This is a genomic window from Enterococcus sp. HY326 (genome assembly GCF_026157065.1).
Lineage (GTDB): Bacteria > Bacillota > Bacilli > Lactobacillales > Enterococcaceae > HY326.
In genome coordinates this window covers 15,978-30,298 of sequence record NZ_JANLGQ010000012.1, presented here as the reverse complement: position 1 = coordinate 30,298, position 14,321 = coordinate 15,978, and the positions used below count along the sequence as shown (strand labels likewise).

At 39.5% G+C, this 14,321-nt stretch carries 15 protein-coding genes; all 15 read right to left on the bottom strand.

Going from position 1 to position 14,321, the window contains the following annotated elements:
- Positions 1-155 precede the first annotated feature (155 nt).
- The 15 genes from ORH16_RS18230 to ORH16_RS18160 all read right to left on the bottom strand — a co-directional run bounded on the left by ORH16_RS18230 (position 156) and on the right by ORH16_RS18160 (position 14,317).
- A complete protein-coding gene (locus ORH16_RS18230; protein WP_265460351.1) occupies positions 156-476 on the bottom strand; it encodes a phage holin in 321 nt (106 codons plus the stop codon).
- A gap of 1 nt (position 477) precedes the next feature.
- Positions 478-699: a hypothetical protein gene (locus ORH16_RS18225; protein ID WP_265460350.1), complete on the bottom strand. Its 222-nt coding sequence runs from the start codon at positions 697-699 to the stop codon at positions 478-480.
- Positions 700-758: 59 nt separating this feature from the next.
- Positions 759-4,349, bottom strand: coding sequence for a phage tail protein (locus ORH16_RS18220; RefSeq protein WP_265460349.1), 3,591 nt, complete (start codon positions 4,347-4,349; stop codon positions 759-761).
- Entirely contained in the window at positions 4,350-5,861 is a 1,512-nt protein-coding gene (locus ORH16_RS18215) for a distal tail protein Dit (RefSeq protein ID WP_265460348.1), read from the bottom strand.
- 3 nt (positions 5,862-5,864) lie between these two features.
- Positions 5,865-8,621, bottom strand: a complete 2,757-nt coding sequence (locus tag ORH16_RS18210) for a phage tail tape measure protein (RefSeq protein WP_265460347.1) — start codon at positions 8,619-8,621, stop codon at positions 5,865-5,867.
- Positions 8,622-8,833: 212 nt separating this feature from the next.
- Complete coding sequence (locus tag ORH16_RS18205) at positions 8,834-9,217, bottom strand: hypothetical protein (protein WP_265460346.1); 384 nt, start codon at positions 9,215-9,217, stop codon at positions 8,834-8,836.
- Positions 9,218-9,252: 35 nt separating this feature from the next.
- On the bottom strand, positions 9,253-9,837 hold the full coding sequence (locus ORH16_RS18200) for a major tail protein (protein WP_265460345.1): 585 nt from the start codon (positions 9,835-9,837) through the stop codon (positions 9,253-9,255).
- An 11-nt stretch (positions 9,838-9,848) separates the two neighbouring features.
- A complete protein-coding gene (locus ORH16_RS18195; protein ID WP_265460344.1) occupies positions 9,849-10,169 on the bottom strand; it encodes a hypothetical protein in 321 nt (106 codons plus the stop codon).
- Positions 10,166-10,513, bottom strand: a complete 348-nt coding sequence (locus tag ORH16_RS18190) for an HK97 gp10 family phage protein (protein ID WP_265460343.1) — start codon at positions 10,511-10,513, stop codon at positions 10,166-10,168. Before ORH16_RS18190 ends, ORH16_RS18195 begins: the two co-directional genes overlap by 4 nt.
- Entirely contained in the window at positions 10,513-10,824 is a 312-nt protein-coding gene (locus ORH16_RS18185) for a phage head closure protein (protein WP_265460342.1), read from the bottom strand. Before ORH16_RS18185 ends, ORH16_RS18190 begins: the two co-directional genes overlap by 1 nt.
- Positions 10,817-11,110: a hypothetical protein gene (locus ORH16_RS18180; RefSeq protein ID WP_265460340.1), complete on the bottom strand. Its 294-nt coding sequence runs from the start codon at positions 11,108-11,110 to the stop codon at positions 10,817-10,819. Before ORH16_RS18180 ends, ORH16_RS18185 begins: the two co-directional genes overlap by 8 nt.
- On the bottom strand, positions 11,100-11,276 hold the full coding sequence (locus ORH16_RS18175) for a hypothetical protein (RefSeq protein WP_265460339.1): 177 nt from the start codon (positions 11,274-11,276) through the stop codon (positions 11,100-11,102). Before ORH16_RS18175 ends, ORH16_RS18180 begins: the two co-directional genes overlap by 11 nt.
- A gap of 49 nt (positions 11,277-11,325) precedes the next feature.
- Positions 11,326-12,558, bottom strand: coding sequence for a phage major capsid protein (locus ORH16_RS18170; RefSeq protein WP_265460338.1), 1,233 nt, complete (start codon positions 12,556-12,558; stop codon positions 11,326-11,328).
- Positions 12,521-13,120, bottom strand: a complete 600-nt coding sequence (locus tag ORH16_RS18165) for an HK97 family phage prohead protease (RefSeq protein ID WP_265460337.1) — start codon at positions 13,118-13,120, stop codon at positions 12,521-12,523. Before ORH16_RS18165 ends, ORH16_RS18170 begins: the two co-directional genes overlap by 38 nt.
- The gene (locus ORH16_RS18160) at positions 13,121-14,317 is read right to left on the bottom strand and encodes a phage portal protein (RefSeq protein ID WP_265460336.1); all 1,197 of its coding nucleotides are present in this window, start codon (positions 14,315-14,317) and stop codon (positions 13,121-13,123) included.
- Positions 14,318-14,321: the final 4 nt, after the last annotated feature.

Genomic DNA, 14,321 nt, shown 5'->3' with positions numbered 1-14,321 from the left:
ATTTTCTTTGATGCCGACCTTGGACAACATCCAGTTAACTACATCATTCGCTGTTGCCATCGTCTAGCACCTCGTCTCCCGGTCTTGGACCATTGTCATTGGACATTGTAGCTGTTAGTTCTTCTTCTGGAACCGCTAATTGTTTGTCGTCCATTTTATTCAAATCCTTTCCGTTCGTCTTGCGGCTGAACGTTTTCTTTTTTTGGCGCTTCATACGTTAACGCCTGAACACTATCTCCTACCCCTTTAGTTGTTGGGTCAGGAATTAAGTTAATGGCGTTTAAAACGGTCAAGCCAACCAAATAAGGATTGGAGATTGCCGATAAAAACACATCTCCTAGCGCTGACCAAGATGTAAGGTCAGTTACTTCTAATCCCATATAAACTAAAATCGGTACCAATAAGGCACCGATAAACCGAATGACAAACGTTAAATTATTTTTGTTAAAACGTACTTTCCAGTTAATTTTTTTCATTTTATTTCCCCTCTTTCTTAATTTCAACAATATCGTGTTCTGCTTCTCGCATACGCCCTTCAAGACTATATGTCCGTTCAACTACGTTATTGTGCTTCTCAACTTTCTTTTCAAGTTGTTCAATTCTAAACATAGTCAGTTTACTAGAAATCATAATCCCGCTGAATGTACCCACCAAAGTTCCTAATAAACTGACTAAAGAAATCCACTGTTCAAAAAGCATACCTCACCAACTTTCTTCAAAATAAAAAGACCTGCCGTAGCACGTCTGTTTTGCTGTAGCTATAATCTTGCTTGGTTTATAAATGTCACCGTGATAGCAAACTTTAAAGTTGCTGTGTTTCCGAAAAATGATTTTATTGTAAAACCAATTTGTTTATTTCGGGCTTCAAATATTGCTCCGAAAAACATCACATCATTAAACCCATACAATGAGTCAACATCACAACTAAGATAGCTATACCCAGTTGGAATTGTAATAGCAACCTTACGGTATAACATTGCGTTCGCTGTTATAGTAACTTCCAGTGAAACAACTTGTTGCTTAAAAACGGGACCCGCTAATTGTTTAGCGTTTAACCATCCTGAATTTCCTTCGCTGTCTTGTAAAAACAATTCTCCCTGAGTTAATTGTTGTCTAGATCGTACAGTTCCATTCTCATTCAAAACTACTTGATCTAATCCAACAGGATTGTATTTTGTCTGAATAGGAAAAGTATTATCGATTAATCCAGTTGAACTTAGTTCTCCGTTTACCAAAGAAGTCGTCCCAGTAGCCGTACTACCAGAATTGTTAGGTAACGGGACTTTTGTAAAGGTGTTGACAAATCTAGATGCATTAATCTCCACACCAGACAAGGTTTTGAACACGCCATTTTCAATGGCCACATTTTCGACAATTAGATTATCAATGGACATTCCCCACTCAACCCAAGCACTACCTGTCCAACGTTTTATCATGATAGGCGACGCTGAAGTGTCTTGCCATAGTTGATTGACTACCGGTGACTGTGGCGCTGTTTGAGACACGATGATTCCACTGGTTCCATCTTTACCAGCCATGCCCACAGTGTAATTGCTTTTCTTAGTACCGTCGGTAAATGTGAACGTTGTTCTAGTCCATAAATATTGCCCTGCCTTCATTTGAGGAATGGCGGTCGTCCACGTTCCTGTTGGCGGCGTTGTGCCGGAACTTGAGACTTGGTAATCAACGACTGTGGACCCGGGAACAATCCCTACACCATCTTTTCCATTTGTGCCGTCCTTACCGTTTGAACCATCAGCACCATCTTGGCCAGCCTGACCTAAAATCCGTGACCAAGTGTATTTTAAAGGGGAGGTAGAGGCTTCTGGGTTGTTGTCCGAGTAAGTACCTTGGTAAAGTGGATAGGCATCCGTGAAGTTTGAGTCTGGATTGCTTGTATAAATTCCTGGATCATCATTTTGACTATCTAACTCTATCAGAGCCACACTTGAAATTTCAGCTTGTGTAACACCTGGTGCTAATCTGAACAGAATATTTTTACCACCAGTTATTCCTGATTTAGCTTTGAATTTATACCAATAATCTTTCCAACCCGATGTCAATGTCCAGTTCATCATTCCATCAGTTGCCGAAGTCTGACGACCATCATTAGTAATTAACAAATCAGGAACATTTGGATACACATGTGTTCTAACGCCCAATCCCTTAGCTCGGAATAAAACTGCATACCATTTTCCTGCAAAAAATGTCGATTCACTATTAAGTATCGGATAGTTCGCAAGCTCTAAATAATTCCCGCTACTATAAGTATTTTTAAGTGAATATTTTGTACCGTCACCATTAGAGGTTAAAGTTCCCGTATACTTAGCCCAAGGAATTCCAAAGGTATCCGTATTTAATAATAAATTCTCTTTAGGATAAACCGTTGTAAACCTATCTGTTCCATCAGGTGACCATGACCAAGCATTGTGCGTGTAGGCACTGTCTCCTTTAACCTTTGTCCAATTGTATTTCGTAGGGTCGGTCGAATCTGCCGATGTATAATCCGTGTACGTTCCCATATACAGTTTATTTACAGAAACTGAGATACTAAAATCTGTCTTACCATCTGCTGAGTTTGCCCATGCTGTATGGAAATAAGGCGTTTTGCCATCAGTTCCAGCCGCACCCGGAATCCCTTTTTCACCCGGGTCCCCTACATATTTTGACCAAAGATACTTACTAGGGTCTGTTGAGTCTTCCGCTGTGAAATCCACATACATCCCGATAAACGTTTTACCTGTTGGCGATTGAGAGAATCCACCACCTGAACTATTATCTGCGTATGCAATATGGGTATATTGGGTCTTACCATCAGCACCCGTGGGACCACGGACTCCTTGCGTTCCTTGAGGGCCCTGTAAGCCTTGAATACCTTGGTCGCCTCGGTCTCCCTTGTCCCCTTTTTCTCCATCTTTCCCATCGGAAACGTTGCTGACAGTGACTTCTGCACTGCCTACGACTTTTCCATCGGTATTGACCGCATCAAAACGATACACAGACTTATCGGCGACACTCGTTGCAAGAATCGTCATTTCCTTGCCTGTGGCCACTACTGCACCATCTTTAAACCAATTAATGACAAACTGGTCTGTTTTGTCAGCCCCAACGTCTCGCACACTTGCTTCTAATGTCGTTGCTCCTTGGTTGTTCTTAAAAATAATCCCGTTATCCGAAATAATCGCACAAGTATAGGTTTTGTTTGCTTCAAGCAGTTCTTGCATTCTAGCTAATAAGGAGGTATCCACTTCCGATTGTAGAATTTCTATGTTAGTAAAGGTACTCGTGTTCCGGCTAGGTTCATCAAAATAAATATCTTGTTCACTGATGCGGGCAGAAAGGTTTAACGTAGGTATATATCCGGTATTTTGAACAAGAATAGTGTCCCCGATATTCAAATCCTCATAGGCTTTAATGGTGACGGTTGTTTCTATTTGAGACAACTTTTTCAATTCCGCTAATGCTTGAGCAGCTAAAACGGTATCGCTCGTGGTGTCATAAGACCATTTTTTAAGAATATAACCTTCACCGCCGACCTTGGCCATGAATTGATTTCTTACTTGTACAGCTCGAATATACGGACTTCCTTTTTCACTTTGAAATAGGATATTACCATTCTTATCACGTTCATCAATCACGACATTCGCAATCGTCAATCCGTCTGTACCAGTTGGCTGAATAGCTGTTTTCAGATTATCACTATTATCTTCGATTTCGACAGTTTCAACATTGTTGCCATATTCCAGTAGCACATCCGTGCGATTTTCACCGATTCCTTGATGTTGGTCATCATGCTGTAAATAAGCGTTCAGCACGATTTTTTCAAGTCCCCAGTGCTTATTTAGCACTGTCACAAATTCAAATTCCGCACTAAACTTGTTGGCTAAACTAAATAAACGAGCAAGAATACTCGTTTCTTCGCCGTCCCACTCAGCCGTGATTTTCTTATCCGCTACTTCGTTGACACCCATTTCAATTGGATTGTCACCAGAAAACAAAAATACCTTGAGGTATTCTTCTAACGACATCGGCGCACTCGCCTTATAACTACCGCTGTCTTCATTTCGAAGTTCAAGCGTTAAGCTATCTGCCTTAATCTCAATTTTCTGCTCATTCTTCACCATGTTCGTGATGTCGAAATGATACTGAACAGTGTTATAGACGAAAGACAGTTTGTTTCCCACTTTGAAAAAAGGGGCTATCCCAGCTGTTTGGAGAACAGAACAAGAAAAGAACGCTGCAGTACCAACTAAAAATCGATGAAGGTTGCTATCGAAATAGTCTTCCGTTACGCACAGTAAGTTGTCTTGATTGTCCAAAACGGCCAACAATGGTTTTTGTGTGTTCAATTAGTACCACCTCTTTTCATACGTTCCTGTAATGGTGGGCGGCGTGGTCGTAAACCCACTCCATCCAAACTCTATATGATTGTTTCCGGGTTTCAAAATAGGAAAGGTGCTACCGGTCACAAAGTCTTCTAGCGTTTTAATGCCATCTCGGTAAATCATGTTCATACCCGAATCCTGACGAATCTCTACATCCGTACCTGCTTTAAACCGATTGGGTAAATCTTGCCAATACTGCGATTTTAAATCGATGACTAAGACATCACGAATCCCCATATGAGTCACTAATTTAGAAGCTGGTTGTGAGCCGTATTGTCCAGTAAAGAACTGAACCTTCTTTACCTTCTTTGTTTGTAATGCCGGAATGGTAGTCGAATAGTAACCACCATTGAAAAAATAGGTGATCTTGTCGTTCTCCTTCTTTAGATCAAACATATTCGTATTGTTCGTTCGTGCTTGTGTTCCATACGGATTAGGAGGTGACCAATAAGATGGTGTAAACTCGTTTATTTTGTAAACACGACTTCCCCCAGCACCATCTCCAATGAGGAAATTTACCATGGCGCTATTTCCCACGCCATCATTTTTCTCAATCGCCATACCTGCAATGAAGTGATTGTTTTCATCAACATACGCTAAGCACCATTCCCCTGTTTGTCCCATTACTCCGGTTTCAAACCACGCTCTAGCCCACAAGTAACAAGACTGTGCTGCAGTGGACAATACAAGCTCTTTACAAGCGCCGTAATAGCCGCTCCCATTATTGGTAAAACTATTCGGTAGTTTCCCTAACCAACCGCCATAATCCGAAATAGATGACATTGTCGTCACAACTTTTTTAGATTGATTTTCATAAAAGGTGGAAGCGTCTTTCCAATTAGCGAAAGATTTCCCGCCGTCTTTCTCGAAAATGGTTGCCATTTTCTCTCGGACTTCACCATCCGCTTCATCCATATAACCTAATTGGGTGAGGAATGTCGCTTGGTCTTCATGAATGCCTATTGCACTCAGATACCCTGTTTCCGAATTATTATGGAATTTCAATTGTAATGGTGTGTCTACTACGCCGTCATAGTTGATATCCATGGATAAGATGCCATTTTCATCTGGTTTAGCGGTAGTTGAGGTTAACGTTAGGTCATGGGCTATGCCATCAGGGACTAGCCAAGTGATAGTACCATTGCCGGAATATTCTTGATCGCTAAAATTAATTTGTCCGGTAGGAATCGCATAATATACTTTTTCAGTCTCGTTCCCAAATATGAGTGGTTTTGGTTCGGAGACGGTTAATATCTTTTCTAGTTCCCTTTTTTTGTCTAGCAAATCGTACCTCATACGAAAAGGCATAGATATTTCTAAAGAGTTTGCTGATTTTGATACAAAATGCTGACCATTTTGAAATCCGATTTTTTGCAATTCTATAGATACATTCCCGCCAATATTCCGTTCAAAACCTGTTAGCACATCTAGGTAGTCTGAAAGATTGTGTCCGTTGAATGTCACGCTTAAAAACATGATTTACCCCCTTCCCCAAGCTTTGTTTATCATTGTTTCTTTTGCATTCATTTCATCCATAACAGTTGGGGTGACTAATCTACCTACCGGGGTGCTATCCATCATTATGATAGTCTGTTTATTCACTAATTGACTTAATAGATAAATCATTTGATTGTACTTTTCTTCTGATTTGCCCAGTTGATTAGCAACAGCAGCTTCCACATAAGCCATCAAATCGCTTAAAGGTGCAACCGCTTCTTTTCCAGCTTCGCCGCCAACCATTAAACTATTTCCATTTTGCCCGAAGACAGTTGGTTTGGTTAAAATACCTCCGTTAGCGTACCAATCGATAGATAGTTTAGGGATACTTCCTTTCAACAAATCTCCAACACTCCAACCGCTCGGACTGATACCGAAATGTGGCATCGGAATATGAGGCCATGAAATAGAAAAATTGAAGAATCCTTTTATTGCGTCAATAGCACCCTTCACGATGTCTTTCGCCGTGTTGATTGGCCCCTCAATCGCAGATTTAATGCCATTCCAAATGCTGGTCACAGTTGATTGGATGCCACCGAAAACACTAGAAATAGTTGAACTAATACCGTTCACTATGCTGGACACAATACTGCTTGCTTGATTAATGGCGCTAGAAATGGCCGAGGTAATACCGTTCCAAATACTGGAGGCTGTACTCGCTATTCCATTCCAAATACCTGAAATAAATCCACTCGCACTACTCCACAACCCTTGAACAACGGATATGCAAGATTGAACAACACTTGAAATAGTTGTAGTAATAGAAGACCAAACACTACCTGCAATAACACCAATTGATTGCCACAACCCCGATAGCCAATCGCTAAATCCTTGCCACAAACTCTTCAGCCAATCTACAATCGTCCCCCAATTTTGAAAAATTAGAATGATATAGGCGATTGCCGCAGCAATAACTGCCGCAATTCCAAAGACTGTACTTCCAATTGCCATGATGGCAGCGATTATCGGCGCTATAATAGCAATGACTGCTGTTAACCCTCCGAAGATTAAAATAGTATTTTGTACGGGTTCTGATAGTCCGTTAAATGCAGAAGTTAAATCGGAAAACCAATCTAAAACAGGCTGTAAAGCTATCAGAATCTTAGTTCCTATTTCTTGTAATGAGGTGGTAAACGTGTTTAAACTAGCTTGCCACTCTTGTGAAGGGTCCTTTTCGCTTGCTTTATCCATTGCACCTGAAACATCATCGAAGCCTTTTTCAACATCAAAAAGAGAAGTTGCAGCACCAATCCCTAAATCTTCAAATTGAGTAGACAACAAAGACAATGCTTGCTGCTGTTCAGATGGTGTCATTTTTTGTAAATCTGTTTGAATGCTTGTAGCTACATCAGAAACGGTGGCTTGACCATCTTTCCATTTTTGGAAAGTAGACTGCGTTTCTTCGCCAAAATTACTCAACACACCTTCAAGCGAGCCGTTTCCCATCCTTACTTGAAGTTCTTTCACTGCATCAGCGGTTTTATCCGTGTTCATTGCACCATTTTCCATACCATTTTGTAAAATGGAGAGCATATCTTCTGCAGAATATCCTGCTTCCGCAAATAAAGGCACATACTCACTCAGTGTATCTGTGAAATCGCCTGAGTAATTTAAATTATTTTGATAGCCACTAGCCACTAAATCAAACGCAGTTGTAGCATCTAAACCAAAAGCATTCATTAATTTGCTTGCACCAATAACGTTCTCTTGAACATCGGTGCCTGTCCGCGTGCTTAGGTTAATAACCTGTTCCGTTAATTTACCTAAATCTTGATTGTTTAATTCAGAAAAAGAAGACTTCATTAATGAGGTAGCTTCTACCGCTTCGTCAATCGAATCTGTAACGCCAGATTCGAACACGTCTGTGGCGATAGCCTTCAACTTTTCTATCTCTTGGCCACTCAAATTTGTGGTAGCGTTCAATGTCCCAAAAGCTGAACTAAATTCCAATGCACTATCTTTTGCATTCGTGCCTATTTCTAGGACTTTATCTCCAACACTAGATAACAATTCTGTTGCCTGCATCATTTTACCCGATGATAAACTGTCGGCCATGTCAGATATAGAATCGCTCGCTTCGTCAGCTTTAGGAGATAGCTCTGCTAAATCCGACTTCACTTCGTTTAACGAGCCTCCATCATCAATTTTATCTAGGGATTGTTTCATTTTGCTTAAATCAGTTTCAGTACCAAGCGCTTCTTTTCCTATTTTGTTTAATGCGACTTCAAGTTGATCACTAGTCGCTGTTCCATTCTTGATGGCCGATACCATTCGATTGCCTAAAATATCAGAAAAATCATCAATGCTTTTTCCAGTTGCTTCAAAAAAAGTATCTAATCGCTTGGTATTTTGACTAAGCTTGTCTTGCTCTTCTTGAAGTCCGCTCAATTGCCTTTTATACCCCGCCAAACTTTGCTCAGTTGTGACGATTTCCCGCTGGAAAGCACGATATTGTTCTTCGCCTATTTTTCCTGATTTGAATTGAGCTTCAACTTCACCTTGAGCAGCCTTTAATTGTTGCAACTTTTGGGAGGTGTTTTCAATTGATTTTGTTAGCAATTCTTGTTTTTGAGCAAGTCCTGTGGCGTTTGATGGGTCAAATTTTAATAACTTATTGACATCTTTTAGTTCGGAATTGAGTTTTACCGACGTGCTATTTACACCTTTTAGCGCCTTATCTAACCCAGTTGCGTTACCATCAATTTCAATCGTAATTCCTTTTATTGATTTATTCGCCATCCTTTCACCTCCCTAAAAGTTATTGAAATCATCTTGCGTAGCCTTTCGACTAACCGCTTTTTCTGACGGCTTTTTGGTCTGTGAATCTATCCATTCTTGAATGTGGTCTAAGCACTGACCAATATTCATTTTTTCCATATCGTCAATAGACAATCCGACTTGTCTGCAACAATAAAAAAAGGATTCTTCTGTAAATGGTTCATCTGAACCACTTACTTGATCCACTTTTTTTTAGATGCGATACTCGCTTCTAGCAGTTCGGCTACTTCAGGGAATACTTCCGCAATGGGCATAGAATCAAAGTTATCTAGCCATTCCATTGGTGCAGGAATAGTGCTATCAGCCGTTTTAGCTAACACCCAAATGAAGTTGTAAATGACTTCAAAATCCAAGATATCTAATTCAGAAAATGAGATATCCGTCAAATCAAATTCGTCTGCTTCTTCTTCGTTTTTACTTGCTGAACTTCCAAACTTTGCTAGTTTCAATAGTTCCGCAAAATAATCTTTTCGAAACTGAGCTTTATACCGCAACGGGGTAGCAGCAGTCGATTTTAAGCGAACTGGCTTGTCATCAATATAAATCGTTTTTTCCATGTATTTTTCCTCCAAAAAAAGAAGGATAGCGATTGCTACCCTTCGGCTGGTTGTTCTCCCACAAGATAAACCGCTTTGAACCAATCAGCATATTTGGCTGATTCTTCGCTAGTCGTCTGCGTTTTGATTAACTTTTTATCTTTGTAAATGAGCTGCTTCGATTTAAATGGCAATTCCACCCCAGTGATATCTTTACCAGTTTTTGATGAAACCGTCGCACGACTTCCGTTGCAATAATAAATAAGGTGTCGGGTTTTAGTTACATCCCCATCAAATTGGAATAGCAAAGCAAAAGGACTGAACTTTGCGTCGGCCAATTCAGTGATTGTTCCCGCCGTTGTATCTTCTTCTTCACCTAAAATATCTTTTCGGAAAGACAACGGCATATTTGCAATCGTTAATGTACCGCTATATCCGTTATTCTCATCCGCTGAAAAATAGCGAGAATCGTTATCTGCCGCAAACTCAATCGCATTACTTTCTGGATCCATTGTAAATTCAACTGACCCTTTAATTGGCACAGGTGTTGCAAATGTTGGGACGCCATTATCCCCAAAAGTTAATTTTGCGTAATGAGCATTTTCTAACCCGTAGGTCACTTTATTTTCTTTTGTTGCCATGTTTCATCCTCCTAAATTACAATCTCATAAGCTACTTCATACATATCTTCTGTATCTAAATAACTTTCATAAGAATCGTATTCAATTTTGTTACTGTCAAAAACGGCTTCTAGTTTTTCTTCTAGTTCAGGGTCTTTTTCTTCTGAATATAATTCAATAGTTACATTGCGAATCTTAGCATAGTTATGATTATCAGCTTTAAGAGTTCCTTCGTTACTCTCGACATAAAACAAAATGTAAGGCAAATTAGGTACTTCGCCAACTTTAAACGCACGATAACGAACTGGGATTGCCATACTATCGAGCAACGTTCTTAATTCAGTTACTGTCATGATTTTATGGCCTCCTCTGTTCGTTTTTCCATAGATGAAATAGCCGCTCTCTCTGCATCAATAATGTGCGGTTGTGCTTGGGTACGACCACCATTCCTTTTTGCATGGCCTTTTTCCAGAATGTGGGTGAGTCGATAATCAGTTGAATTATAAACGACGTAACCAGTTCCGTCCTTCTTTTTTCTCCAACCCTTAGCATACTTACCACGCCTGCCTTTTGGGCTGCTAGAGCGCAGATAATCAACCGTTTCATCCGCTACAGTCTCTTTTATGACTTCTAGCTCTTGCTTAACCTCCTCTGTGTATTCAGCGAGAGATTCCGCAATAAGATTGCCGATATCCATTAGCTCAACCCCTTTTTAGATTTGAGTTTAAGCTCAATTTCTTCATTTGAAATTTTATAGGTATTCACAATCTGATAAGGGACCCCATCAATTTTCACAAGTTGCTCATTGTTATATTCAAAAGAATGAATAACAATAATCTTAGAAATTTCAATATTGGATTGGCCAGCAAGTAATAATTCTCCCCTAGAAATAGGCTTTTCGTATCCTAAAAGTTCTATTTCTTTGTATTTAGGAATTTTGTCACCACTTTTATTGGTTCCAAAGCCATCTTGTTGTAACAAGCTGATCTCTAAATCCCAGTTATTCATCACTACCACCGCCATATTTGATTATCAGATTACGCAAACGATATTCAAGATTACGTGGCATGGCGCTAGCGCCTTTGTTTTCATAACGAAAAGCTGATAAATCAACTACAAACATTAAATGTGTTGTATTTGATTCTTCTAACTGAATGCCTTTTTCCTCGATTAATTCATTTTTCACTCCATCAATTATTTTTTTTAACAACTCGTCACGAACTGTCGTTCTATACCCTAAAGAAGACTTGACAAGGGTTAGTGCGGATTCTTCAAAACTGCTACTAGTTGGCATTTTCTCCCACTTCCTTAACTAAAGGCTGTCCCCGAAGATTATCAGGCGAAAGCAATTCATCCAGTCGAGCTTTTTTCGTGCGTCCTTTTACGGGATAACTATCTCCTTTGCGATAGATATGCTTTGTTTCTTTATCAGTAAAATCAACTAAAACTTGATATTTCATGGATAGTCTCCTTTCAAAAAAAGTAAAAAGAAGGGATTAATCCCCTCTTTTATCCTTCGGCAGGCGCTGCGGTGTATGTGATGTAGAAGCCAGCTTCTGAATCTGTTTTCTTCACGTCGTAACGAATAACAGCAGCTAATAATTTCCCATAAATGTTATTATCAACCCACTCTACTGAGGTTTGTAATCTGTCGAAAAATCGTGCAAAAGAAGCTGCTTCGCCAACGAATCCAACCATATCCCCAACTTTTGTTCCGATGACATCGTCATCCAAAACAACTACTTCCTTACCTAAAAGGACTTTACCGCTTGCAGCAGTAATTGATTCTTGCAGCAAATACCGTCCGTTTTTGTCTTTTAATTTGTCCAGTTCAGCATAAAGAGAAGCCGATACAATAAACTTGACGTTTGAATAGACTTTTTTAATTTCCTTGTTTAATAAATCTTTCAACCCATCAACTCCAGTGACAGTTTTCGCAGGAGCTGTCTTTAAAATTGCTGCGATATCAGCGTTCACTGTATCAAGAGATTGCGTCGCAATTTCATCACGAATTAAACCTGTAATATCATAATCAGCATCATCAATTACTTCTTGAGAAATTGGAATGTACCCACGGCGTGTTGCAATTTCAAAGGTGATAGGAGAAAAAGTTGGGTTAGCTAATTTAGGATTTTCTTCCAACTCTGCTACTGTATGCATCTTCGTACCTGATTTTTTGATTACAGGAAACTTACCAGTTAAACTATTAACAGGTGTTACTTTCACGTATTTTTTTAGGTCGATAACGTCTTCCGGAACCATTTCAGGCGAAAGTAATTCTTCAGGGATTAAAGCCCCGCCTTCAACAGTGGTAAAACCTAAAGACTCCGCTCGTTTTTCTCCTTTAGAATGAACAAAGTCATTAATGCCAGATCGTAATGCTTCAATTCCTTCGGCACCTTCATTCGTTTTCACAGTTTTTCTTTTCATCGAGCGTTTGCTCCTTTCTTCTTCATCATTTTTTTGTGGGCCGTCATCTTCAATTTTTGCTAACTCTGCCTCTAGATCAGCTTTTTCAGCTTCTAAATCTTTGATTTCAGCATCTAATTCTTCAATTTCGGTTGTTAATTCATCCGCTGATTTTTCAACTTCTTCGACATCCTCGGGCTTTTCGGCCTCCTTTAATGCCGCTTCTAAATCAGTTTCACGTTTTTCTAAAGTCGAGCGCTGCTCCAATAATTCTGTAAGCTTTGTAGACCGTTCATTAATCTTCCTTTTTAAAATAAGTTGTTTTAATGCCATGTAATTTTTCCTCCAATTTTGATTTTCTTTTTTCCAATGATTTCTTTTGCGCCGATTCAATCTGCTTGCTTCTCGCCTCTACTGCAGTGTCTTGATAGGCAGGAAACGTGACGACTGATACTTCATACAGCTTGATGGATTTAATAATAAACTTTACGCTTCCATCGGAGTTTTGAATCATTTCTTCATTCAAAATGTCAAAGCCAAAAGAACATTGGTCGACATCCCCTCGAATAACTCGAGAATATAAATTCAGAGCTTCTTGGTCGTGTTCGTTCACCCGAATTTCTCCATACAACCCTTTTTCATCAACGGAAAGGCTTAGCGTGGATGATTTCGTACGTCCAAGCACCTTTGATGTATCATGGTCAACCAATGCTTTCACATCGCTTAAATCGACACCCGTCAAAGCTTCTGGTGCGACTTCTTCAAATACACGATCATAAAGCTCTGTTTCGGAATTGAATACAATAAAATAACCACTGATTAGTTTTTCAGCGGCCTCCGTATCGATAGTCAATTCCCCGTTATCCCTCACCTGAAAGGAAGTTCGTTTGTTCATTTATTCCTCACCCCCTTTCGAGTTATTTTGGACCAATTTATTCTGCTTCGTTAAATCATTTTGTTTCAAGTAATTTTCTAAGACTAACAATTCATCCATTTCTGCATCTGGAGGCATACCTACCCAATTACGCAATTCATTGCGACGCAGCGAATTTACTTTAACCATTTCTACTCCAGAACTCACTAAATCTGTTAGGGAATAGTTATACAGGCTTCTTGGATTGAAATTGAAATACATCGTCGGGTCAAGAATCAATTGATTTAGCGTTTGTTGAATAGACTGAGCGAACGATAAAATCTTGGTATTCACAAAGTTGTTATACTCATCTTTGTTATACGTTCCAACTCCTAGCAAAAAAGGCGGTACGCCTAATAATGAAGCCACAGTCTTTTTGTCAATTTCTACTGCTTCGTTGATGGCTAAATCTTTTAAAGAAAGGGGAGTGATTTTCTCTACTTTCATCATGCCTTCTGGAATAATCCAAGGGGCACCTGTTTTTTTTCGAGTAAGGTATCTTTTCTCGATATCCTCTTTCTTTTCCTCTCCTTCCATATTTGAATCAGTGTCCATTGATATGACAATACTTGGCATATACTCTTTACTCATAAACGCTTTTTTTGTCACATAGGACTGTTTCAGATTTCCTACCAAATCTTTTAATGCAACTTTGTAGCTACTCCCAATAAATGGGCGGTTAGGGTCAGGGTTTATCACAAAATGCAGTAACGTTTGCGGATCGTATTCTTTAGCTCCGATATTAATGGTGTAGTCCTCTTCTCCAAGATTGAATGACACATTACTTGGTGCTATCGGAGTTAGTTCTTGCAAAGTAAGACCCTGAAACACTGGCTTTACAACTGCATTCCCACCACCTTCTAACAATAAGACTCTCGTGAGCCAAGCAATAAAGTTTTTTCGAGTCATATATCGATTTGGCTGAATATCCACTACTCGTGATAATTCGTTAATCACACGCTTGTCTCCTTTTTCAGAGTTTTGCATTAATTGAATAGTCATACTAGACACCATATCTGAAATACGTTCTACTGCCATCCTAACTTCTGGATTATCAGATAACCTAGTGTAGTTCTCTGAAATTAATTCTTTAAAATAATCCGGCGTTGTCACAACAATTTTAGAGGCTTCCTGTTGGTCTGAACGTTTGTTAATCTTCTTTCTAAACTGAAATGCCATTTTT